Genomic DNA, 23,105 nt, shown 5'->3' with positions numbered 1-23,105 from the left:
CCCTTCCTTCGTCTGTCTAATAAATATGATACTGCTGCTTCATGTCAGCAAACGAGCGAGCTTCCTCACGGAACTGTTCCAGCAAGGCCGGCAGATCCAGCGGCTCGCTCCGGTACAGATCATCCCCGCCCAGAAGATCAATGAACGGCAGCTTGTTGCCCTTATGCGGCGGCAAAAATTCGAATGCTTCATAGTTCCGCTTCAGCGTATACATCAGCCGGATTCCCGTCTCGAGCGGCTGCAGCGCCCGCTGGTCGGTAATATGCAGCTGCACGCCGCCGCACTGCTCACCCTCATGCTTGGAGAACGTCGGCTTGAAATAAACCGGTCGAAACATGACGCCGGGCAGCTTCATGCCGTTCATCTCGTCCGCCAGCTTTTCCGCCTCAACAAACGGTGCGCCAACGATTTCAAAAGGTGCCGTCGTTCCCCGTCCTTCGGACAGGTTCGTGCCCTCGAACAAACAAGTTCCCGGATAGAGGAGCGCGCTGTCAAAGCGCGGCAGCCCGAGCGACGGCATGACCCAGAGGTTTCCCGTTTCGGGAAACAGCATGTTCCGGTCCCAGCCGCCGCATGGAACGACATGCAGTTGGGCGTTCCAGCCCATTTGCTCGTTCGCCATCGACGCCACCTCGCCGGCTGTCAAGCCATAACGGACGGCGAGCGGGTAATTGCCGACGAACGATTCAAAGCCGGGCTTCAGGACGTTGCCTTCCACCGTCACCCCGTCCAGCGGGTTGATCCGGTCGAGGACGATGAACTCTTTTCCCGCCTTGGCACAATCCTCCAGGGCGTACAGCATCGTATAAATGAACGTATAGTAGCGCACGCCTACATCCTGGATATCGTAAACGACGGCGTCCACTTCGTCCAGCATTTCCGCGCTCAGCCGCTTGGAGTCCTTGCGGTACAGGCTGTACACCGGTACGCCGGTAATCGGGTCCCGGTAGGTTTCAACCTGCGCCCCTGCTGCCTGATCCCCCCGTACCCCGTGTTCCGGCGAAAACAGCGCCGTCAGCTGGAACCGCTCATGCAGGATTTGAATGGTGGATTCAAATTGACGGTTTAATCCCGTCGGTGAGGTGATCAGCCCGAGCCGCTTCCCCTGGAGCAGATGGGCATAATCTTCGATCCGGTCAATTCCGTTAGCGATCATGGCGACCTCCTGGTAGTGAAATTAGTGTACACCCCTAAAAAAATGACTGTAACAGAGGTATCGTCACAGTCACAACGCGCATGAAATGCCTGGCTCCGCTTACAGTTCGCTTTGGCGCAGGCGCATCGTTTCCGCCGGAATCATAAACGTTTCCGCGTACTCCTTACGCGCTTCGATTCCGCGCACGCGTGCCAGATGCTTATAGTACTCGAGATATGGGAAGGACTTGCTGTTCGTGACGAACCAGTGCTGCGATACCGCTTTCACCCACAAATCAAAAGCCTCCTGTGAAAAGTCCACGTATACGTACGGCTTGTAATCAACCGCATCCTCCCAGTTTTCCGCATAGTAGAGCTTGGAAGCGAAAAACGCAGGCAGTTCCCGCTCAAAGGACGCCAGGCCGGCAAAAAAGCGAGCATCGTTCACGATGTTATGCGTCGTCGCGTGGTCCTTGTGCATGCTGTTCTTCCAGTGGGTAATGATGATGTTCGGCTTCACGCGCCGGATTTCGTCGCATACTCTCAGCCGCATGTCCTCGGTATCCTTCAGCTCGCCGTCGGGAATGTCGAACACGATGGACTCACCCCCTAGCATGTCGGCAAACGCCTTGGCCTCGTGCACCTTTTGCTGGCGGTACTCCGCCATATCCTGACCCGCGGGCACGCCGCGTTCCCCTGCCGTCAGTGCCAGCGTGACGATGCGGTCGCCCTTCAGGGAATGGCTGGCAAGCACGCCGCCCGCCGTCAGTTCCGCATCCCCAACATGGCCGCCAATCGCCATAATCGTCAATTTCTGTTCGCTCATCGCTTTAAAACTCCCTTCTCATGATCGAAAATGTCCGGACCGTCTTAAACCCTGCCTTCTCGTAAATCCGGATGGCCGGATTGGTGCTGCCGGTATACAAGGACATATAATCCGTCCCGATCTGCTGAAATGCTTCGCACAGCTTAAAAAAAAGGATACTGCCGAGTCCGTGTCCCTCATGCTCGGGGTGAACGCCGATGCCGGCAAAATAGCCGCGCCCGCTCTCCTGGCGGATAACCGGACCGGCAAATCCGACCACCTTACCGTGGTGCGCCGCCACGACGACAGGCACCCCGTCCTCGGTCGATTGGGCGATTTCCTTCTGCCACAGCGGATTGTCGAAGCCCTGCAGCATGTCCGTAACGCCGTGATGCTTGCCTTGGTCAAACAGCTCCACCGTGTATCCCTCGGCATTGGCCTTCTCTTCTTTCCCGCGAATCTCTTGCGGGATGGAGAACGAAGACAGGTTCAGGTACATCGCGCATTCCTGCGCCCTCTCCACGTATCCCTGGCCCAGCAAAAATGATTGGAGCCTGCTGCCTGTCGGCACACCGGGCGCGTTGTTATGCTCGTGGCGCGGCGTATCCGGTATGTACCAGGGCAGCATCATCGGATTGAAAAACAGTACGTCGGCCTGCTTTTTGCCCAGCGCCTGAAAGCGCCCTTCCAGATGCTCCAGCATCATCTTGTAGTTGTCATCCGTGCAGACTTCGTCGGCAAGCACGATACAGGTGATGTACCCCGCATGATCTCCAAGCGGCAGATCGCCGCCGGTGCAGCCGCAGGCAAAGCCCTTCACTTCGCCTTCTTCCACGAGAACAAACGTGTTCTCCGGATCGAAATAGCGATTATCCGTAAATATGCCGCTGAAGCTTGCCTCCGTCATCTCTTTGTAGCCGTCCCGCACAGCTACCGTGTTCCACAAGCCGATAACAGCACCGGTATATTGGTCACTCCAAGTTACAACCATCATCTCCGTACTTCGTCCCTCCATCCCTTTAATAGCTGATTTTGCCCATGACGACAGGTCTGGAAGCACCGGTCACATGCGGAAGGTTATTCGGCCGGTTGGTGATCGCGTAATCCGCCAGAACGGCAAACGCTACGGCTTCCTTCGCATCACTGTTATGGCCGATGGCCTCCTGCGTCAGCACTTGAACGCCTGCCTTCGCCATCTCCTTGCGGATCCATTCCATGAGCACCGGATTGTAGCTGCCTCCTCCGCCAACGATCATCGCATCGGCGGGATGGCCTGCCATCACATATCTGCGATAGGCATCGCCGATCGACCAGGCGGTCAGCATCGTCACCGTGGCGACAATGTCCTCCGCCTGCATCCCGAGCGCTTCGGCATCATGCAGAAGCTTATCTATATAAGAGGAACCGAACAGCTCGCGCCCCGTCGATTTCGGCAGCGGCTGCGAATAGTAAGCCTCCTGCTGCAGCCGGCCAAGCAGACGCGGATCGGCGGTGCCCGACCGAGCGATCGCTCCTCCAATATCCATCGTTAATTGTCCCGGATACAGCCGCTCCACGACCCCGTCGATGATCATGTTTCCCGGGCCTGTGTCGAAAGCGTATACCTCGCCGGGGCTGCATCCGGCCGGAATCACCGTCATGTTCCCGATGCCGCCGATGTTCTGCAGCAGCAGTGTCCGGTGTTCCTCCCGGTACAGCAAATATTCGGTAAAGGGAACCAGCGGCGCTCCCTGACCGCCGACAGCCATGTCCGCCGGCCGGAAGTCCGACACGCAAGGAATCCCTGTTCTTGCCGCGATGACCGCACCTTCTCCGATCTGAACGGTGTAATGCACGTTACGGCCATGGTACGGCTCCATGCTTGGAGCATGGTAGATCGTCTGACCGTGTGAACCGATCACTGAAACGTCCTCGGCGGACAGCCCCGCCTTTCCAATCACGGACAAAGCCGCCTCGGCGTACAGTTCTCCCAAAAGCACATTCATTTTTCCAACTCGGTCAACGGTTGCGTTGCATGGATCGAATAATGCAAAAATGTCTTCCCTGACACCCGCCGGGTAAGGCGAATTTTCAAAAGCGACCAGACGCACGCCTGGAGGCTCCTCCTGATTGCCGTTAATTTCTACGACTGCCGCATCGATGCCGTCCACCGACGTCCCGGACATCAAACCAACGGCATACCGGGGACGACGGAGCTCCGCTTTTTCTCCCTTTGTCCCCATATCAGCCCTTCACGGCTCCCACCGTGACTCCTTCCAGGAAGTACTTTTGCAGGCTGAAGAAGAGGATGAACATCGGCAGCGCGGAAATGGTGGCACCCGCCATCATCGGCGCAAAATAGGTCGTATTCGCAAACCGGAAGTTTTTCAGACCGACCTGAATCGTCTGCATATCCATCGTGTTTGTCACGAGGAACGGCCAGAAGAACGTGTTCCAGCTGTCCATAAAGGTCAGGATGGCCATGACCGCCAGCACCGTTTTGGACAATGGCAGAATGATCCGGAAATAAATCTGGAACTGGTTGCAGCCTTCGATTTTGGCACATTCAAGGATTTCCCCCGGAATGCTGCCCATGAACTGTTTGGCCAAGAAAATGTTGTAGACCGTGACCAGGCCCGGCAAAATCAAGGCGCTGTACGTGTTTTGAATATTGAAAATGTTGACGATCAAAATGTAGAGCGGAACCTGAGTCACCTGATAAGGGATCATCATGGCGATCAGCAGGATCGTAAACAGAACCGTTCTCCCCTTAAACTTGATTTTGGAAAACGCGTAACCCGCCAGGCTGGCGAAAAACACATTCGATACCATAACCGTCGTCGCCACGATCAGCGAGTTCAGCAGCCAGCGGTACGAATATTCGCTGTAATCAAAAAAGAATTTATAGGAGTCCAGCGTGAATTTGGTCGGAAACAGGGAATAGTTCGCCGCCCCCGCTTCGATCGGATCGCCAAAGGACGACATGATCATGAAATAAATGGGGAAAATCGTTGCTAATGCAAATAGGATCAAAATGATAATGATCACACCGTTTCTGGCGCGCTTTGCCGCCGGCTTTCCGGTATGTTCGCTGTAAAGTGCCATGTTCGGATCTTCCTCCTTACTTAAGAGATCAGAAAGTATAACTTCTTTCGCTTAAGCATCCTGATCTCGCAAGAAAAACTTCCGCGAAGCGCGGTCTGTCTTCTGTGAAATGACGCCTTAGCGACGTATTTCTTAATATTCCACGTCTTTGCCCATAAACTTGAACTGCACCAGCGAGATCAGGGCGATAATCGCCGCGAGCACGAGGGACTGGGCTGCCGCTTTGCCGAATTCGAAGTACTTGAAGGCGTTGTTAAAGATCAGGAGACCTACCATCGTCGTCGAGTTGTCCGGGCCGCCGCCTGTCATGAGGTACGCATTCTGGAACACCTGGAAGGAACCGATAACCCCGGTAACCAGCAGGAACAACGTCGTCGGCTTCAGGCTCGGAATGACGATGTACCACAGCTTCTGAAAAAAGTTGGCGCCATCCAAATCGGCGGCTTCATAATAGCTGGAATCGATGCCGAGCAGCGCGGCCAAATAAATGATAATGCTGGTGCCGTGGCTGGACAGCCAGGCCATCAGGACCAGCGAGAACATCGACGTGGCGCTGGAGCCAAGCCAGTTCTGGTTGCTGATGCCGAACAAGCTGATCAGCTTGTTGAAAATGCCTTCCGGCATCGGATCGAAGATCCACAGCCATACCACCGACAGCGCAACACCTGAAGCGACTGCAGGCAGGTAATAGACCGCCTTGAACGTCGTCTGCAGCTTTTTCTTCAGCGGCAGGATCAGAATCGCAATGGCGAAGGAGATAATTAACGATACGGGGACGGTTAGAATCGTGTACACGACTGTGTTGACCACTGATTTCCAAAACAAGGAATCCTTGAATGTGGCGATGTAGTTATCGAACCCCACATACTCCGAGCCGATCGGCTTGTATTTCTGGAAGCTGATAATAAACGCGCTCACGACCGGATAAGCGGTAAACATGGCGAAGACCACCAAAGCAACGGCGATAAAAGCATACGCCCAGGCTCCGTCTCCCCTAATTCTGCGTCTTTTGGCCGGTTTAGCTAGTTGAGCCATCTTTTGCGAAACTCCTTTCCTATCCCTTCTTACAGCCTATATATCGGATAGCCGCGTGACCCGCACACGGCTATCCGCTTGATTCAGGGATTAGTCTTTCACTACTCCGTCTTCACCGAACGCGGAAACCGCGGCGGATTTGACGGCATCGTACATCTCTTCCGGCTTGATCTCGCCGGCAATGAGTGCCTGCAGCTTCGGAACGATCACTTCGTCCTCCAGCTTGATGGCTTTGGCTTCCAGCTCAGCCGGGATGTCCGGGCGGGCCGGTGCCGCGTTCTTCAGCATCGTTTCAACGGCTGCCTTGTTGTCCGCGTCGCGTTCAACCGGCATGCTTTCCGCCGCTTTTCTGCCGCTTTCCGTAATTTGAGCGACGAACAGATCGTTGTTCGTGGTTGCGGCTACTTTGCCGCTGGCCAGGAAGTACAGCGCCTTCACGACGTTTTGCTTATGGGCTTCGCTTGGTTCCTTTTTGCCGCGGAATGCGACGTAACCGTCGACCGCTACGCTGGAAACGGCTTTTTCACCAAGGAAGGATGGAACCGGGAGAACCGTGTAAGTCACAGGAATGCTGCCTTTGACCGCGCTGCCGTCGTTGGCTTTGATTTTCTCATTGTTCGTATTTGCGGATTTTTCGAAGGTCGCCATCCCTTTACCGGTAATCATCGTTTGGCCGGTCAGGAACATGTTCCAACGTTTACCCGCGTCAATGGAGCTCAATTCCTTCGGCATGGAGCCGTCGTCGATCAATGCGCGGATATCCTTAAGTACTTCAAGATAGTTTTTGCTGGTGTACGCGTATTTCAAATCTTGCGTAAATGCGGAAGGCATGCCTGCATTTTTGATCAGAATGCCCAAGTAGTCTTTCGAAGTGACGCCGGCGGTAGCAAATACGAAGCCGTAACGGGACGTTTTGCCGCCTTCGGAAACGACGCCTTTCTTGATGGCTTCACGGAACTCATCGAAGGTCCATCCTTGCTGCTGTACCTTTTTCCAGTCGATGCCCGCCTTCTCGAGGAACTCGCGGTTACCGCCCAGCGCGTGGACTTCCATATAAGCCGGGAAGCCGTACAGGCCGTCGCCCTTCTTCATGTATTCCAGCGGTCCTTTGTCGTAATCGTTGATCATTTCCTGTGTGGCGATGTCCTTGATGTCAAGCGCCATGCCTTGGTCAACGTATTTGGAGATGCCGTCGGAACCGATAAACGCAATGTCCGGAGGGCTGCCGGCGTTCACCTGGGTATCAAGCTTCTGCGTCATGTCCTCCCAGCTGGCCGGTTCGATTTTCAGCGTCAGGTTCGGATATTTCTCCGTAAATTCCTTTTGAATGTCCGCAAAGGTGTCCTGGAAATTGCCAGATACCGGCGGCAGCAGCGCCGTAATGGTATCTTTCGCGTTCGGATCGGACGCTTCGGCCGATTTGGAATCGCCTTTGCCGCCGCAGGCCGTCAGTGTGGTCAGCGCCATGCTTACGGCAAATACGGATGCTAATACACGCATTCTTTTCTTCATGAACAACATGCCTCCTCAAGGATATCCTCTGGTATTAGACCACTTTTGAAAAATTGCGGATCGCCCTCTTCAGGCTCCCCTCGGCTTGATCCAGCGCTTGTTCCGCCGCCTTGGCGTCCAAGCCGGTTTTGATCATCATAATAGCCAGCTTGCAATTCATGGAAGCGCTTTCCAAATAGGAAAGTGCCGTCTTGTCATCGACCCCGGTTGCTGTCTTTATGATACGCACCGATCGGTCCCGCAGCTTGATATTGCTTGCTTTCAAGTCCACCATGAGATTGTTGTAGGTCTTGCCCAGCTTCACCATCGTACAGGTGGTCAGCATGTTCAGGACCATTTTCTGTGCAGTCCCCGCTTTTAATCTGGTTGATCCCATGATCACTTCCGGCCCTACGACAGGTGCTATGCATACGTCGCAGACGTGCTCCACTTTGGAATTTTTGTTATTGACGACGCCGATCGTAGCGGCTCCGATTTCCCCTGCCTTCTTCAAGGCAGCGATGACGAATGTCGCGCTTCCGCTGGCGCTGATGCCGATAACCGCATCCTTGTCTGTCACGCCGCACCTTTCAATTAAAGCGACCCCCTCCTCAGCATTGTCTTCATAACCCTCAACAGCAGTTCTCAGTGCTCCGTCTCCTCCGGCAATATGTCCTTGTACCAGCAAGGGATCCACGCCGAACGTGGGAGGACATTCAGAAGCGTCCAGCACACCGAGCCTGCCGGAAGATCCAGCCCCAACGTAAAACATTCTTCCACCATTCTTCAGCACATGATGGAGTGTGTCCACCGCCCTTACAATTTGCGGTATCTCTGCAGCGACTGCAGCCGGAACCTTGGAATCCTGTTCATTCATCAGGCGAACCATCTCTTCGGTTGAACATTCATCTATACTCAATGTTTTATCGTTGATCCCTTCTGTCGTTAACCCCGCCAGATACTCATCCATAGCCATCCCCCTATCCGTGTTGACTTCTATTTCTTGATTTCATAATAACGATAAATTTCATTCCGGTCAACGGTTTTTGAAATAATATTTTATTTCGGAAGTAATAATATTCTTTTATGGTAATTGTAAAAAAGTGCAGGCTGCTCCTGTTTGGGGGCTGCTCCTGTTTGGGGCTGCTCCTGTTTGGCCGGTCTCGCTTTCTTGTTTTGTGCTTCGCACAAAGCCAAAGGCGCTCGACCCTCCAAACACTCGCAGCTGTAGGGGGAAGGCAATTCTTCTGTACAATCGCTTTGCTCTGTACAGTAAAAACATAAGGCCTACTCACTGCCTGGCAACACAACTGCCTTAGGTTCAGCAGTAAACACTACCTCGTCCTTTCCTCAAACTGAGTGAATACAACACATACGCTCCTAGGTCCGTGAAATAATATTTCACTATAGAAAGGGCCCCTTTCTCTATTAGAAAGGAGCCCCTCACATCTTAGATTAAAGAAGATTACACGCCTAGCCAATACACTTTGGAATGAAATGCACAGAAATATACAGTCACCGTATACGCTGTTCTTCGGCTTCCTTCATTTGAACAACATTACCCTCATATTTTCGAATGACGAAGCGGTAAGGTCCGGGATACTCCCTGTAGTTCGGAATCGAGAGGTAGGTGCCTTTTCCCGCCTGATATTCCTGAACCAAGGGATGACTTTGTCCCGCCGCATCGGTAAAAGTATCCTTCAGTTCGAAGTATCCGTCTTCAATCGGTTGTTTCGATCCGTACAGCAGGCGCAGTTCCAAGGATTGCTCAGAGCTTTTCTCCGCCACTTGCTTGATCAAAATCTTGGCATCCGGGGAGTCGCTTATTGTCCCCTTGTCCGGATCGACGGTAATCTCCACCTCATGGTCGGGTTGAAAGCTCGCATAATAAAAGTTCAGCCATAATTCCCGATGCTCTGAGTAGTAGTTGCTCGTCAGGTAAATCGTTCCTCCATTAGGTGTCAGCTGCGTACGATCGTACCTGAGCATGGTATGGAAATCCAAGCGCTGCTTTGAGCTGATTTGTTTGGAGACGAGCTCCAGCGTGGCCTCGATCTTGTCCATCGGTGTGCCGGTATCGCTCTTGTAATTGAATACGAGGTCCGTGCGCAAGGGACTCTGCACCATTTTAGTAAAGGTGACCTGCTGTTCGCCCTGATTGATTTCGACATGGATCGGCCGCTCCTCCAAATCCGCTGCATGCAAACTCTGTTGAAGGGTAACTGGGGCCACAAGCGTTTCGGTTCTTGTCTGTTCCTTGCTTCCCTCAGGTTTCAGCTGTGACCACGTCGTTTCAATCTGGAAACTCACCGGCAGCTGTCCGGGCGTATCGAAATCAAAAACCATCACGCCCTGAGTCAGAGGCTGATCCTTCGGCAGCTTGGCATAGGTATCCCAAGTGAAGGTTCCTTGCAATGCTCTTCCCTGCCCGTCGAGAAGCTTCGGAGGATGGTTATAGCTCAGGCGTAAAGGGAGGTTCCCGTTCCCGTTCTCTGCGGTGTAGAACATAATGATTCTGCGGCTGTCTGCTGCGATCCCTTCGATTTTGAGCGTATATCCTCCTGCGTTTACGGATTGGTTCAGCTCATGGTAGAGCCCGTGTTCGGCGGCTTGCTTGACCATCTGCAGAAAATTATCGGGTTCCTGAAAAATGCGTTCTGTATAGGAGGGAAGCTGATTTTGACTCCATTCCTGTTCCTTGGCAGGCGTCAGATGCAGCATACGGCTGCCCGCAGCGCTTGCCCCGCCTGCCACAACAACCGCCAAGATCGCAGCGGTGATCCATAACTTTTTTGCAGTCCGGTGCTTGGACAAGCGGTGCGCCCGTTCGGTGGAGGCTTTTCGGACGCCTTGCCAAAGTACCTCGTCCAGCCTTTGATCGGATACTTTTCCTGTTTCCCGCCGCATTTCCTGCCACTCTTGCTCCAGCATCCATTCCTCATGATTGTTGGTCATACCGAAGTTCACCTCCGTAATTGATTTTGCCGCGAAGCTGTTTCAAACCTTGATGCAGCCACGTCTTGACCGTTCCTTCGGCCTTCCCAAGGGCCTTGGCAATCTCCGGTATAGTCATATCATTGTAGTATCTAAGAATAATCACGTGCCGGTACTTCGGCTTGAGACGATTCAGCGCATGTTCCATATCGAGCTTTGCTACGCTCACCATCTCAGGGCTGTTTCGATACGCTTGCTCCATCACGATCGGCGGCCTGCGTTTTCGCCGCCTGATTTCTTCGATGCAGCAGCGGATCAAGATGCGGATAAGCCAGGGCAGCATGGCTGCCGGGTCTTTCAGCGTATGGCACTTCAACCACCCTTTATAAGCTCCTTCCTGAAGCATATCTAGCGCATCGGATTCGTTGTGCATGTAGCTGTATGCGATGCCGTAGAGCTTGCGCTTATGAATGGATAAGAAGCTGAAGAAAGCTTCTTCGTCTCCTGCGCAAGCCGCTGCGGCCAGCTCTTGTTCTGTCATGACGCCCTCCCTGGAATCATTTTTGTTGTCTGACTTATAGACGGGAGGTTGTCCTCCAAACGTTTTATTTTTTTCGGTCCAGAGCTAAAAACAAATGAACAAACAGACCATGGTCAATGAAATCGCAAAAAAGCCGCCATACCGGCGGCTCTCATTTAAGTATAGTCAATTATTCACGCGTTTTTTTCGCCCGACCGTGATCACTGCTACGTTTCCCAACAAATCACTTTCGCCGCTGATCATTCACCGCCCGCAGCAGGGTATGGCGGTTCGGACGGATCTGGTCGGCCTCCGCGAGGCTTCGCTTCAGCAGCTCCGGATCGATGTCCAGCTCCTGTATGGAAGCGGGACCGCCCACCTTGCGCAGCCAGGCCCGCAGCGTCTCAGGTGACGGCACCTTGGCCAGTTCCGCGCGGACGCGCTCCAACTGCTCCTCAGCTACCGGAAGGGAATTTTCCGCGTCCAGCCGGTGGTACAGCTGCGAAATTTCCGCACAGGCGACGCCGACCTTGGCCCCATGCAGTACCGCCCTTCTGCCTTCACGTAAAAACGCCATTTCCCAATAATGGGATAAATGGTGTTCCGCTCCGGAAGCCGGGTGCGACTGGCCGAACAGCAGCATGGCAAAACCGGACTCGATCAGCGCCTGCGTCAGCACCCGGATTCCTTCCGGCGTGCGGTCCGCGATCGCATCGATGTGATCCACACACTGCTGCAGCGCTTTGGTCGTCATCTCCGCCACAATTTCGGAATAAGGCTCATCGGCCGTCAGACTCCCGAATTTCCAATCGAACAGCGACGTGCATTTGCCCAGCATGTCCCCGAAGCCGGCGGCGACCATCGTCCGCGGCGCAGCCGTCAAAATATCCAGATCGGCGAAAATCGCCGCCGGGCCGATCGATTGAATCGTAATTTTCTCGCCGCGGATAATGAGCGGCGCTCCCTTGGAATTAAATCCGTCCACCGACGGGGCGGTCGGCACGGATACAAACGGGATACCTGCCGAGTATGCGGCAAATCTGGATACGTCGTGCAGCGTTCCTGATCCGAGCGCAACCACCGCATCCGCCTTAGTGGATTTCACGTCAAGCAGCAGCTGCACAATTGACCGCTCGTCGGCGATGACATCACCCTGCTCATCAGGGGAAATGAACGTAACGCTTGCGTTAACCCCTGCTTCCGTAACGGATTCCATCAGCTGTTCGCCGGCGGCTGCAAAGATATTCTTGTCAGCCGTGACGATTACGCGGCGGTAATCCTGATCTTGTAAAAAAGCGCCCGCCTTCCGGATCGCACCGCTTTCCAGCACGACCGGACAAATGTCGGCGAGTCGCTCATCAGCGTCATCCATACGTCCCGCCGCTTCCCTGATATCCTTCAACCAATCCGTCATTTGATTCCTTCCTTTCCCTTCAAGAGATGCTGAAGCTCGGCCAGCGACTCCCAGACCATGTCCGGGCCTTCTGCGGCCGTCTCCGCATCCAGCCTTGTTGCCGATCCGCTCAGCACCAGCGCGGTGCGGATGCCTGCACGGCGGCCGAGCTGGATGTCCGAGCCCAGGCTGTCCCCGATCACCAAGCACTGCTGCGGCGGCAGTCCCAGCACCTGTAAAGCCGCTTCGGCCATCAAGGCCGACGGCTTGCCGATGACCACTTCGACCTCTTGACCCGCCGTGGCTACGATGGCGGCGACCATGCCGCCGACGTCGATGCACTCCCCGTCATCCCCTGGGAACGATTTATCGTCATTGGTCGCGATGATGCGGGCGCCGTTCCGCACGGCCCGGAACGCCTGATTCAGCTCCGCATAAGTCAGCTCCTCGTGCAGCGTGATGACGAGCCAGTCGGCATTCTCGGGTTTCTCAGCCAGCCCGATGCCGGCCAGTACCAGTTCATCCCGCAGTCCGTCCGGCCCCAGCACCCAAGCCTGGCTTCCAGGGTGGTGCTGCTGAAGGTACCGGGCTGTTACCGTGGAAGTAAGCAGGATCTCTTCCGCAGGCACGTCGATACCCATGGAAAGCAGCTTCTGATGGCACATCGCCCGTGAAATGTTCCCCCGGTTGCTGAGGAAAACCATCCGTTTGCCCTGCGATCGGAGCAGCGCAATGCTCTCCTTGGCCCCCGGAATGGCTTGCGCCCCCCGGTATACCGTCCCGTCCAAATCAATAATAAAACCGTCCACCGTCTCAAAACTCATTTTTAGATCCTCCCGCCGTGTTCTTATATGTTCATTCTCCCTGTGATTGTCAGCGTTTGTCAACGATTGTTTGCTTTTATGAACGTTTTTAAATGGCAATAAATGACGATATAAATTCAGTCAGACACGATCACGGACCGCCGTATTATAAATAGGGAGCGATCAACACTTCCGTCGTACCCAGCTGACGCAGAAACTCCGGGTCTGCCCCTTCATCGGTGATGAGCACGTCGATGTCCTCCATTTTGGCGGATGTGGCGATCGACCGCCGGCCCAGCTTGGTGTGGTCCACCAGCGCAACCGTTTTGCTCGAGCTTGCAATCATCAGCTTCTTCAGCTCCGCCTCGTACAGGCTGAAATCGGTCATGCCCTCCCTGACGCTCAGCCCCTCCGCAGAAGTAAAGAACAGGTCGGAATGAATCCCTTCCAAAATGCTTTTTCCCAGAACCCCCTCGATCGTTTTGGAGCCGGAGCGGAGGATCCCGCCGATCAAAATGACGTTGATCCGCGGATTCTGGTTCAGGATGGTGGCAGCCTCCAGTCCATTCGTTACGACGGTGAGATAATCATGCTCCACCAGCGCCTTCGCCAGCTCCAGCACGCTGGAGCTGGCATCCAGAATAATGCATTGGCCCCGGGTTACGAGTTCGGCAGCCTTTGTCCCGATCGCCCGCTTCTCCTCGTAGTTCAGCTCGCTGCGGCTCGGATACCGGGGCTCGGCCGGCACCGGCTTGGTCCTCGCCGGAACCGCTCCGCCGTGAGTACGCTCCAGGACGCCCTCTTCTTCCAGCATCCGCAAATCCGTCCGCAGGGTCCCCTCAGACACCTGCAGCTCGCGAGCCAGCTGCTTCACCACAATTTGCTTATCGCGCTGAAGCGCCTCCAGTATTTTTTCTCTTCGCTGGGTTGCAAACATAGTAACCTCCAACCGTTTTCCTTCATTATAAATACAAATGACAAGATATAACAACAAACGTCAATTCAAACAGAAGTATAAGACCATCAGGCCATCAGACCGTCTGCATTCGATGACCTCCATGGTTCAACAGCTCGGGGGCCACATTCGACACAAACAGGCATAAGGGGAACAAAAAAACAGCCCAACAAGCTGTCGGGCTGTTCTTCTAAATCGTCTATAAAGTATCTTAACCTCCGCTAGCAAAACCGATTAATAGTTTGCACCGTGGTTCTGGATCGAATAGTTGGCTCCATGGTTGGCCGTATCATAATTGGCACCGTGGTTCAGCGTCGTAAAGGCGGATGCCGTCAGCAGACTAACACTAAATAGTCCTAATGCTACTACCGTCGAAAACAATACCTTCTTCATCTTCAATCGCTCCTTTGAGAATGTTTTTTTGGATAGACGAGTACGATTCTAGTTGAGACTGTGAAGCATAAGATCTGAAAGATTCGAATAAGGCGACGCATTTTTTGAAAATTTTGTCATCTTCAAGTTTATCAGATAATGTCAAAGCTTGTAAAGTCCTATCGAGCGCTTCTGCGTGATTTTCTTTTTTAAATCTATAAACCGCCAGCAAATACAAAAAAGAAATATAATAGGAGAGATCTACGGGATTTTGGTCAATCGGAATGAGCTGCGAATCTTCGACGACAAGAATATCCAGGATATGATCGACGTCATAGTTATGTATATTTGCTGCCTCTAAAATCGTGATTAGTCCAGGGAGAGTTTCGGATGGATTTTCCTGTATAAACGCTGAATAATCCTCCAGGCAGTCCAAATTCCCTGAAAGAATGTTAAGCGTAAACATATTGGCTCTTGCGAAAAAACGGAAGTTTTCGACAGCCTGATTGTTGGCAGGAGATCCGTCAGACATGTAGCTTAGATCTTCATAGTTGGCTATGCACTGTTTAGCCTCTTGGTACATTTTCTTCTTTTGGTAGGCAAGCCCCTTCATGAGATGGCTGTACCCGAAATAATAGACGATCGGGCGTTCCGTAACCTGAAGCCGTCGATTCCGTTCCTTTTGTTCGACATACATCTCGTAAGCGGACTCATAAAGTTCGGTAGAAATTTTAATCATGTTATCCCAATTCTCAAAGGAGAAGGCCATTTTCAGCATCGTTACCAGCGTATCTATCTCAATCTTTACGGTCATGGATCTGTCTTCCAATCCGATTTCCTCCTTCGCTAATCTTTATATTATAAGAAGTATATAGTTAAATTAACGGACGGTCAATTATGTTAGTTCGTGAAAAAATGACCAAAAATGCTTGGTCAAAGCTGGTAATCTTTCTTTTTTCAGTCAATAAATCAATTTTAGACGATAACAATCATAGATTACCCAAAAATGGAAAAATAGACACCGATTCTATCAGTGTCTATTCCGGCTAACCCGCTTTCATCTTTTAGATTTGAACGATGCCTTTGCTGACCCCCAGCTGAGGGTAATTCCGCATCGCATCCGGCAGCTGCTCCAGTGTGAAGCGGTGGCTGATGAGAGGCGCGAGCCGGACCTTGCCGCGGGATACCAGCTGGATCGCATCCGTGTGGGTAAACGGATTGATGAACGAACCCATGATCCGCAGCTCCTTCGAAAAAATGTCGAAAGGACGGATGGCGGCCTCCGCATCCGGAGCGGCCACGCCAAACAGCAGCACCTGCCCTCCCTTGCGGGCGGCGCGAACGGCAGTCTGTACGGAATCCGGCCGGCCGACGCATTCGATCACGACATCGGAACTGGAAGCCAGCACGTCCGCGGTATCCGGATCGAGAGGCGATACGACCGCATCCGCACCCAAGCCGCGCAGCGTCTCATGCTTGTAGGACGCCGGTTCGCTGACCGTAATCCGCGAAACCCCGCGCTCGCGAACGAGCTGCAGAAAGATCTGCCCGATAAATCCGCCGCCAATGATCAGCACCTGATGCTGCGGCCGGATATCGAGCTTGCGAAACCCGTGCAGCACGCAGCCGAGCGGTTCAAGCAGGGCCGCTTCTTCATAGCTCATCGCGTCCGGGATGATGTAACAATTTTCCGCAGGGACAAGACAGAATTCAGCCATGCCGCCGTCCCGCGTTACGCCAACCGCCTGCAGCCGGTCGCATAAGTGAAGCCTGCCGCTGCGGCAGTATTCGCAGCTTCCGCAGTATATATTCGGATCGACCGAAACCCGGTCCCCTTCCTTTAAGCTGCTTACGCCCTGCCCGACCGCCACCACCTCGCCGGACAGCTCATGCCCGAGTACGATCGGCGGATGCACTTCCGCCGAACCCGGATGGCCGTGGTAAATGTGCTGGTCCGTTCCACAAATGCCGCAGCTGCGCACCCGAATCAGCACCTCGCCGGTGCCGGCCTCCGGGGTCTTCTGTTCCTTAACATCCATTACTTCCTGGTCCATAAGCACTGCCGCCCTCATCGCCAATTCTCCCCTTCCTCATTCCGTAACCGGCTGTCGTCTATTCAACGCGACCGACGCGCCGTTTAATGCCGATACCCTCAATGTATTCCACGGAATCTCCTTGCCTTCCTTCTGTCCGACATGGATGACTCGCGTCTGTCCCGGCAGCAGGTCGAAATAATTATCCTCCCAATCCAGCCAGGCTTCGTCCATCTCAAGCCTTACCATTCGGGCGGCATAGTCGGAGGATACCGTTACGCTCCCTTCCTCGGGGTTCACTTGAACATTCAAGTTAACGGGCCGGAAGTTCATATCTTTATGGTCGCAAAAATAATAAAAGTTGTCTTCCCCGCAGCCGTCCATCCAGCGAACAACGCAGACGGCTTCAGCGGCGTCGAGACCTTGAAGCAGGTCGTCCAGCTTCACCACTGCGATGCGCTGTTTCCCGCATGCCTCAATCTCGGCAGCGAACGTCCGGGCATATACCTGACGGCCGTCCATGCCGTAGACAACCAGCTCCGCCGTCTTGGATACAGTTTCCCGCGCATCGTTCACGCCCCACAGCACGAGTTCCGCATCCCCGGGCGTATACTCTGCCGTCAACAGCAGCGGATGATAAAACTTGCGGGCGTAATGGTAAGCCGCTTTCGGCAGACCGTAATAGTCGATGACAGACCAGCTGGTGCCGGGCCAGCAGTCGTTGAACTGCCAGAACAACGCCCCGCTCGTCTCCGGCTTGTTTCTTCGGTAATGCTCGATACCGTATTTAAGGCCTTCGGCCTGTGTCAGCATGGAAAAATCGATGTATTCCTCCAAGTTGCCCGGAATCCCGGTGTATCCCTCCATCAGCATAACGCCCTTGAGATGATTGATATCCTTGTTGCGGTTCATCATTTCCGCACTGCCAAGCACCAGCTCCGTCTGCGGCACGTTCCGCTGCAGCGTGTACAAATTGGCGGAAGCATGCATGCCGAACTCGCTGGCGAACTTCGTGCGGTCCTCCTTGAATTTCTTGAACGACAACCCTTCGACGCTGTAGTCCTGAAGCTGGGGCTCGCCGAATACCCTCGGCTCGATATTGCCGTGCCAGACCTGCCAGTTATGCGTGTCCCCTTCCTCACGGGAATTGTGGTCGTTCCCTCCGTAAGGAGAGCTCGGCCAGAATGTCCGGGAAGGATCCAGCTGCTCCAGAAGCGCAGGCATCAGTTCATGATTGATTTTCTCGCCGTAAAAAGGATGCGGGATGTCTCCGCTCGCATGCAGCGCCTCATACAGCCAGTCATTTTCGTTATTGCCGCACCACAGGGCCAGGCATGTCCGGCTGCGCAGCCGCTTGACGACCTGCTGCACTTCTTTCGCGACGTTGTCCATAAAATTGCGGTTATAGTCGGGATACAGGGCACAGGCAAACATAAAGTCCTGCCATACCAAAATTCCCAGGCGGTCACACTCATCATAGAAAATATCCCGTTCGTAAATGCCCCCTCCCCAGACCCGGAGCATATTCATGTTCGCTGCCTTCGCCATGTCAATCAGGCGGGAATAACGGACATCCGGCACCGCGCCGATAAAGCTGTCGATCGGGATCCAGTTAGCTCCCTTGGCAAATACAGGAACGCCGTTGAGCATAAAAGTAAAGGCAGGTTTGCCATCGGCATCCCGCTGCTTCAGCTCCAGCGTGCGAATCCCCAGCTTCTGGCTGCGCTTGTCCAGGGTGATCCCGTCCGCGTGCACCGAAATCCGCAGCTCATATAAATGGGGCGTGCCGAGATCATGGGTCCACCACAGTTTGGGCTTCGATACGCGAAGTTTCGTTCCGCCCGTCAGGCTCATGCCGAAGGCCAATCCGGACAGCCCGCTGCCGGCGGTTCCGCTGATCTCCAACGTTTCTACAGCCGCCACCTCCCCGCTCTCCCCGTCGAGGAGCTCAACAAGAACACTGTATGTTTTCCGGCGGTCCCATGAAGTCAATTCCACCGAAATATCAACCAGCGCCTCCATCTCGCCAACCTCCGCCGTCCGAGCATAGACATGCTCTATTCGGGCAGCATCGTATTTCTCGAGCCGGACTTCCTTCCAGATTCCCGCGCACAGGAGCGGTGGCCCCCAATCCCAGCCGAAATGGCTTTGGTTTTTACGGGTCCAGACCCGTTCCTTGCTAAAACCGGACCAGAATGTGGAGACGGCCTTTCCGCCCACTTTCGCATGGACAGGGTCAAATTTGACGGCGATGACATTTTTGCCCGGCTTCAGCTCGCGGCTGACTTCGAACGTATGGCTGATAAACATGTTATCCGTCGATCCCAGCTCCGCACCGTTTAAATACACGGTCGCAAAGGTGTCCAGCCCTTCGAACACCAGCAGCATTTTGTCGTCCGGCCGCGGTGCCTCGTCCAGTGTAAAGACGGTCCGGTACCACCAGATCCGCTCCTCCACCCACCGGCACTTCTGGTCGTTGTGCCCATAGAACGGATCGTCGATCAGCCCGTGGCGCATCAGCGTCGTATGGACGTCACCCGGTACCTCCGCCGACATCCAGAAGTAGTCGTCATACAGCGGCGAAGCCACTTCAAGATCCTTCGCCTCCCCTTCCCTAAAGTCCCGCAGCTTCCAATGGTCTTTGATGATCATGCTGTTCCCCTCACTTCGCCCTTGCTGCAAGCCGAGCCGGCTCGTCCGGGCCTGATGTAATAGAACGCCAAAACAATGGTTTGTTTTGGCGTTCCGTGTCCCGATCTTAAACTTTGGCCACGAGGTATTCGAGGCTGTCCAATATTTCCTTCACGCTGAGCTCCGCACAGGCCATGGAGGTGTCCGCAACGCCATAGAACATTTTCACCGTGTCACCGTCAATGACGGCACCGCAGGAAAACACCACGTCCCCAAAAAAGCCCTGCTTTTCATATTCCGCCTCAGGCTCCATCACCGGCTTCCCGGAACGGGCGATCACCCGCGTCGGATCGTTCAGATCGAGAAGCACGGCGCCCATGCAGTAGCGGTGATCCGATGTCGCTCCGTGATACAGCTCAAGCCAGCCTTTGTCGGTCTTGAACGGCACGGCGCCGCCGCCGATCCGGCCGCTGTCCCACATCCCGTCCCGGAGGCCGAGCAGATGCTTATGATTGCCCCAATAGAGCAGATTGTCGGATTCCGCGATCCAAATTTCCGGATTTCCGATGCTTTTCATAGTCGGACGATGGAGAGCGTAGTATTTGCCGTTGATCTTTTCCGGGAAAATGAGCACGTCCTTATTGTCCGGACCGAAGATCATACCGTGATGCCGGGTCGTCACAAAGTCGGTGGTCGACACGAGCGATTCTCCGATCCCAACGGGAGATACGACGGAAAAATAAATGTAGTAAGTATCGCCGATCTGCGTGACCCGCGGATCCTCGATGCCGAACGCTTCCTGTTCGTTGGACGGATAAATGAACGGCTGATCGTCCACCGTGAAGTGGTGGCCGTCCCTGCTGCGGGCGATTCGGATATAGGAAAGGGACGTCAAATACTCAAACGTGCCGTTTTTGGATTTATTGCGGATCACCCGCGGGTCGGAAAAATCGTACCGGTCATCGTCTTTGCGGAAAGGAATCAGTTCAAGATCACCACGCTTCGCATTGAATACAGGGGCGATGACGACGTTCGGATCACCGCTGACCGGACGCTCCGCCACACGCAGCAGCATCAGCGTTTCCCCTTGATACTCGGCGATGCCGGCATTAAATGCACCGATCACCTCAAATCCCTCGCGGTGAGGCTTGACGTCGGCAGGGGTGATTAAAGGATTTTCAGGATATCGATATATGTTCATTCGGATCAAGCTCCTTCATTGTATTAACTAGGATTCGAATCTCGCAAAAGGATCGGCTATGATCAGACGCTGTGCCTCCGCATCGCTTGTTCCCGCATACAGCACCGCCGTTCCGTCGCCCCGGCGCAGGATGCCGCCGCTGAATACGACGTCCTGAAGGTCTTCGCGCTTGGCAGGACCCGGCAGAAAATCGGCCCGCACCGCAATCAGCATCATATCGGAAAACGCAGCCGTCTGCGGATCGAGTACAAAAATCATGGGATAATAATGACGATCGCCTTCGGCATCGTAACAGGCCGTATGTCCCAGCACGCCGAGAAGGCCGTTGCTCAGCACGTGGATTTCATTGGCCCCTCCCCATTCTTCGGGGATAAACTGGCCTTCCAGGAGCGGGGCTTCCTCAATCGCCTGTACAGTCAAGTCGTCCAGTGATGCGGCCTGGAAATAACCGATCTGGCCGCGCCCGCCTTTATCGCCTTGCGGGCGGGTGAACACGCCGATCCCGCCGTCCGGAAGTCCGGTGAGCCGCAGATCCTTCATACCGTCCGGACCGGTGAAAAACAGCTTTAAATCCGCGATGCGGCCGCCCCGGTAAATCGCCGTGCGCCACATGAGCGCTCCCTCTTTCTCCGGGTGCGGGTAAATCTGAACTCCGCCCATGATCAGCTCTCCGCCGATCCGGGTATGAAACGGGTCCTGCAGTTCGAGTACCGGCGCTCCTTCAAGCGGCACCCAGGCACCGTCGTTTTCCACGAAGAACACGACCTGGGAATGCTCACTGTCCCGGGATTCCACCCGGCCCGCGATGACGGTCCGCCCATCATCCTCGAACGGAGCTGTGATGTTGTATACATCCCGGTCTCCGACGCCTGCAAAAACCAGCTTCTCCGCCTTGTGAGCAGGAGCGGTTCTCTCCCGCCCCGCCATGTACTGTTCCAGCAGCACGCGGCATGTTTTTACTTCCGTTTTGTTCACGTTTAACACGATGATCCCCCTACCTGGTCGAAGTTAAATTCATTGCATGTTATAGTTCGTGTTCGTTGCCCAGACCGCAGCCTCAAAGGGATCAATAACCAGTGAATGACGGCGATTCGGATCCGCGGACGTTTCTTTGCTGGTCAGCAGTAAGCGGTACGAAGCCGCCTCGGCAGCCAAATGGTTCAAATCGCACGGTCGGTTCCCGAAATTAAGCGCAACCCAAATCTCTTCCTCCTCCGATTGACGGCCGTAGTAAATACACTCCCCTTTCCGCTTCAAAAAGGTGTACTTCCCGGTTTGGAGAGCCTTATACTTACCACGCAGCCGGATGAGGGAGCGGTAGAATTCCAGCAGGGAGTGCTTGCTCCCCCACTGCTTCTGGACATGAACCTGCCGGGACGACGGGCCGAGGGGTATCCACGATCCGTGAAGTGAAAATCCGCCGTAACGGCTCCCATCCCACTGCATCGGCGTTCTGGAGTGATCCCGGCTTCGGAGGATTGCGGAGCCAAGCGCATCGGCCTCGGGCATCCCCGATTCTTTTGCCATCCGGTATGCGGTCAGCCCCTGAATATCGCGCATTTGCCCGATGTCCGCCGGCACGAAGTCCCGCATGCCGATTTCATCACCGTAATAAATGAAGGGAACGCCTTTGGCGGTCAGCATCAATGCCGCCATCAGCTTGGCGGTGCACAGGTCCAGGGAATCGTCTCCAGAAGAAAAGCGGCTATAATGCCGCGGCATGTCATGGCTGCTGAAGAAAATCGTCGGCACCTGCTCCGGCCGGTGAAGCTCCTCCATCCGAACAAGCTCGGCAAACATCTCTTGGACCTTCAGTTCCTTGCGGCTGCCCAGATTAAAATTAAACACCACGTCCAGCAGGTCCCCGCCGCTGTATCGGCGCAGCACCTCCATATCCTCGGAACCGACTTCGCCTACCATAAATACATCTTTGTTCTGAGACCGTACGAACTCGCAAATATCGCGGATGGCCTCCACAATGCCCTCCTGATTTTGGTCGAACCGGTGATCCTGTTCGCCATCCGCCGTGACCGGGTTTTCCTTAAACTGCCCGGACACCTTCAGGAAATTAATGACGTCCAGCCGGAAACCGTCAATCCCGCGGCCGAGCCAAAACGACATCACTTCCTTCATGGCCTCCCTGACCTCGGGATTCGCCCAGTTGAGATCTACCTGCTCTTTGGCGAAGGCATGGTAATAATACTGTCCGGTTGCCTCATCCCATTCCCATGCCGTCCCTCCGAAAAAGGACTCCCAATTGTTCGGTGTGCCGCCGTCCACGGCATCCTTCCAGATATACCAATCCCGCTTTGGACTCGTCCGTGATGACCGGGACTCTATGAACCAGGGATGCTCGGCGGAAGTATGATTCAGCACCAGATCCGCAATCACGCGAATGCCGCGGCGGTGAGCTCCCCGTACGAAACGGTCAAAGTCAGCCAGCGTCCCAAACACCGGATCCACCCCATAATAATCCGAGATGTCATAGCCGTTATCTACGCGCGGCGAGGGATAAAACGGGGTCAGCCAGACGCCCCCGATTCCAAGTTCCCGCAAGTAATCCAGCTTGGAGGTCAATCCCTGGAAATCGCCGGTGCCATCCCCGTTTCCGTCACAAAAGCTTGGCATGTAAATTTCATAAAAAACGCTGCTTTTCCACCAGGGTGTCTCTGCAGCCACCGTCTTCTCCCCCATGGAGATCCGCTCCTTCCTAT

Annotated in this window: 19 protein-coding genes; all 19 read right to left on the bottom strand. The window is 54.4% G+C overall.

The genetic code is table 11. The annotated features are described in order from the left end of the window. Positions 1 to 16: 16 nt before the first annotated feature. Positions 17 to 1,156: an exo-beta-N-acetylmuramidase NamZ family protein gene (locus tag C7820_RS03750; protein ID WP_116229800.1), complete on the bottom strand. Its 1,140-nt coding sequence runs from the start codon at positions 1,154 to 1,156 to the stop codon at positions 17 to 19. Positions 1,157 to 1,255: 99 nt separating this feature from the next. Then, complete coding sequence (locus tag C7820_RS03745; protein WP_116229799.1) at positions 1,256 to 1,960, bottom strand: PIG-L deacetylase family protein; 705 nt, start codon at positions 1,958 to 1,960, stop codon at positions 1,256 to 1,258. A 4-nt stretch (positions 1,961 to 1,964) separates the two neighbouring features. Beyond that, positions 1,965 to 2,930, bottom strand: a complete 966-nt coding sequence (locus tag C7820_RS03740) for a GNAT family N-acetyltransferase (RefSeq protein ID WP_116231617.1) — start codon at positions 2,928 to 2,930, stop codon at positions 1,965 to 1,967. A 28-nt stretch (positions 2,931 to 2,958) separates the two neighbouring features. Further along, positions 2,959 to 4,161, bottom strand: coding sequence for an anhydro-N-acetylmuramic acid kinase (locus C7820_RS03735; RefSeq protein WP_116229798.1), 1,203 nt, complete (start codon positions 4,159 to 4,161; stop codon positions 2,959 to 2,961). 1 nt (position 4,162) lies between these two features. Continuing rightward, entirely contained in the window at positions 4,163 to 5,023 is an 861-nt protein-coding gene (locus C7820_RS03730; RefSeq protein ID WP_076171078.1) for a carbohydrate ABC transporter permease, read from the bottom strand. 132 nt (positions 5,024 to 5,155) lie between these two features. Next, on the bottom strand, positions 5,156 to 6,058 hold the full coding sequence (locus tag C7820_RS03725) for a carbohydrate ABC transporter permease (protein ID WP_076171075.1): 903 nt from the start codon (positions 6,056 to 6,058) through the stop codon (positions 5,156 to 5,158). 90 nt (positions 6,059 to 6,148) lie between these two features. Next, complete coding sequence (locus C7820_RS03720) at positions 6,149 to 7,570, bottom strand: ABC transporter substrate-binding protein (protein ID WP_116229797.1); 1,422 nt, start codon at positions 7,568 to 7,570, stop codon at positions 6,149 to 6,151. Between the two features lie 34 nt (positions 7,571 to 7,604). After that, positions 7,605 to 8,519: an N-acetylmuramic acid 6-phosphate etherase gene (gene murQ, locus C7820_RS03715; protein ID WP_076171070.1), complete on the bottom strand. Its 915-nt coding sequence runs from the start codon at positions 8,517 to 8,519 to the stop codon at positions 7,605 to 7,607. Between the two features lie 545 nt (positions 8,520 to 9,064). After that, complete coding sequence (locus C7820_RS03710) at positions 9,065 to 10,504, bottom strand: DUF4179 domain-containing protein (protein WP_116229796.1); 1,440 nt, start codon at positions 10,502 to 10,504, stop codon at positions 9,065 to 9,067. Further along, positions 10,488 to 11,024, bottom strand: coding sequence for a sigma-70 family RNA polymerase sigma factor (locus C7820_RS03705; RefSeq protein ID WP_116229795.1), 537 nt, complete (start codon positions 11,022 to 11,024; stop codon positions 10,488 to 10,490). The genes C7820_RS03710 and C7820_RS03705 overlap by 17 nt, the downstream gene beginning before the upstream one ends. Before the next feature lie 223 nt (positions 11,025 to 11,247). Then, positions 11,248 to 12,417, bottom strand: a complete 1,170-nt coding sequence (locus C7820_RS03700; RefSeq protein WP_116229794.1) for a sn-glycerol-1-phosphate dehydrogenase — start codon at positions 12,415 to 12,417, stop codon at positions 11,248 to 11,250. Further along, positions 12,414 to 13,220 (bottom strand): HAD-IIA family hydrolase, encoded by an 807-nt coding sequence (locus C7820_RS03695; protein WP_116229793.1) that lies wholly within the window; start codon positions 13,218 to 13,220, stop codon positions 12,414 to 12,416. The genes C7820_RS03700 and C7820_RS03695 overlap by 4 nt, the downstream gene beginning before the upstream one ends. A 145-nt stretch (positions 13,221 to 13,365) precedes the next feature. After that, positions 13,366 to 14,136 carry a DeoR/GlpR family DNA-binding transcription regulator gene (locus C7820_RS03690; protein WP_089547963.1) on the bottom strand — a complete coding sequence of 257 codons (771 nt, stop codon included), beginning with the start codon at positions 14,134 to 14,136 and terminating at the stop codon, positions 13,366 to 13,368. A 364-nt stretch (positions 14,137 to 14,500) separates the two neighbouring features. Then, a complete protein-coding gene (locus C7820_RS03685; RefSeq protein WP_076171054.1) occupies positions 14,501 to 15,355 on the bottom strand; it encodes a hypothetical protein in 855 nt (284 codons plus the stop codon). 235 nt (positions 15,356 to 15,590) lie between these two features. Then, on the bottom strand, positions 15,591 to 16,580 hold the full coding sequence (locus tag C7820_RS03680) for a zinc-dependent alcohol dehydrogenase family protein (protein WP_258875109.1): 990 nt from the start codon (positions 16,578 to 16,580) through the stop codon (positions 15,591 to 15,593). 36 nt (positions 16,581 to 16,616) lie between these two features. Next, a complete protein-coding gene (locus tag C7820_RS03675) occupies positions 16,617 to 19,211 on the bottom strand; it encodes a beta-mannosidase (protein ID WP_116229791.1) in 2,595 nt (864 codons plus the stop codon). A 106-nt stretch (positions 19,212 to 19,317) separates the two neighbouring features. Further along, on the bottom strand, positions 19,318 to 20,391 hold the full coding sequence (locus tag C7820_RS03670; protein WP_116229790.1) for a BtaManbiosPhlase: 1,074 nt from the start codon (positions 20,389 to 20,391) through the stop codon (positions 19,318 to 19,320). Between the two features lie 27 nt (positions 20,392 to 20,418). Further along, positions 20,419 to 21,318 carry an MTP-1 family protein gene (locus tag C7820_RS03665; protein ID WP_116231616.1) on the bottom strand — a complete coding sequence of 300 codons (900 nt, stop codon included), beginning with the start codon at positions 21,316 to 21,318 and terminating at the stop codon, positions 20,419 to 20,421. 87 nt (positions 21,319 to 21,405) lie between these two features. Then, on the bottom strand, positions 21,406 to 23,085 hold the full coding sequence (locus tag C7820_RS03660; RefSeq protein ID WP_258875108.1) for a glycoside hydrolase family 13 protein: 1,680 nt from the start codon (positions 23,083 to 23,085) through the stop codon (positions 21,406 to 21,408). Positions 23,086 to 23,105: the final 20 nt, after the last annotated feature.

Source organism: Paenibacillus sp. VMFN-D1 (genome assembly GCF_003386155.1).
Taxonomy (GTDB): domain Bacteria; phylum Bacillota; class Bacilli; order Paenibacillales; family Paenibacillaceae; genus Paenibacillus_AQ; species Paenibacillus_AQ favisporus.
The sequence above is the reverse complement of the archived record's forward strand: the minus strand, read 5'-3'. Positions and strand labels throughout refer to the sequence as shown.

What these genes read in the sequence shown, in the direction of transcription:
- C7820_RS03750 (WP_116229800.1), bottom strand. Translation starts at nt 1,156, where the DNA reads ATGATCGCTAACGGAATTGACCGGATCGAAGATTATGCCCATCTGCTC.
- C7820_RS03745 (WP_116229799.1), bottom strand. Translation starts at nt 1,960, where the DNA reads ATGAGCGAACAGAAATTGACGATTATGGCGATTGGCGGCCATGTTGGG.
- C7820_RS03740 (WP_116231617.1), bottom strand. Translation starts at nt 2,930, where the DNA reads ATGGTTGTAACTTGGAGTGACCAATATACCGGTGCTGTTATCGGCTTG.
- C7820_RS03735 (WP_116229798.1), bottom strand. Translation starts at nt 4,161, where the DNA reads ATGGGGACAAAGGGAGAAAAAGCGGAGCTCCGTCGTCCCCGGTATGCC.
- C7820_RS03730 (WP_076171078.1), bottom strand. Translation starts at nt 5,023, where the DNA reads ATGGCACTTTACAGCGAACATACCGGAAAGCCGGCGGCAAAGCGCGCC.
- C7820_RS03725 (WP_076171075.1), bottom strand. Translation starts at nt 6,058, where the DNA reads ATGGCTCAACTAGCTAAACCGGCCAAAAGACGCAGAATTAGGGGAGAC.
- C7820_RS03720 (WP_116229797.1), bottom strand. Translation starts at nt 7,570, where the DNA reads ATGAAGAAAAGAATGCGTGTATTAGCATCCGTATTTGCCGTAAGCATG.
- murQ (WP_076171070.1), bottom strand. Translation starts at nt 8,519, where the DNA reads ATGGATGAGTATCTGGCGGGGTTAACGACAGAAGGGATCAACGATAAA.
- C7820_RS03710 (WP_116229796.1), bottom strand. Translation starts at nt 10,504, where the DNA reads ATGACCAACAATCATGAGGAATGGATGCTGGAGCAAGAGTGGCAGGAA.
- C7820_RS03705 (WP_116229795.1), bottom strand. Translation starts at nt 11,024, where the DNA reads ATGACAGAACAAGAGCTGGCCGCAGCGGCTTGCGCAGGAGACGAAGAA.
- C7820_RS03700 (WP_116229794.1), bottom strand. Translation starts at nt 12,417, where the DNA reads ATGACGGATTGGTTGAAGGATATCAGGGAAGCGGCGGGACGTATGGAT.
- C7820_RS03695 (WP_116229793.1), bottom strand. Translation starts at nt 13,220, where the DNA reads ATGAGTTTTGAGACGGTGGACGGTTTTATTATTGATTTGGACGGGACG.
- C7820_RS03690 (WP_089547963.1), bottom strand. Translation starts at nt 14,136, where the DNA reads ATGTTTGCAACCCAGCGAAGAGAAAAAATACTGGAGGCGCTTCAGCGC.
- C7820_RS03680 (WP_258875109.1), bottom strand. Translation starts at nt 16,580, where the DNA reads ATGGACCAGGAAGTAATGGATGTTAAGGAACAGAAGACCCCGGAGGCC.
- C7820_RS03675 (WP_116229791.1), bottom strand. Translation starts at nt 19,211, where the DNA reads ATGATCATCAAAGACCATTGGAAGCTGCGGGACTTTAGGGAAGGGGAG.
- C7820_RS03670 (WP_116229790.1), bottom strand. Translation starts at nt 20,391, where the DNA reads ATGAACATATATCGATATCCTGAAAATCCTTTAATCACCCCTGCCGAC.
- C7820_RS03665 (WP_116231616.1), bottom strand. Translation starts at nt 21,318, where the DNA reads ATGGCGGGGCGGGAGAGAACCGCTCCTGCTCACAAGGCGGAGAAGCTG.
- C7820_RS03660 (WP_258875108.1), bottom strand. Translation starts at nt 23,085, where the DNA reads ATGGGGGAGAAGACGGTGGCTGCAGAGACACCCTGGTGGAAAAGCAGC.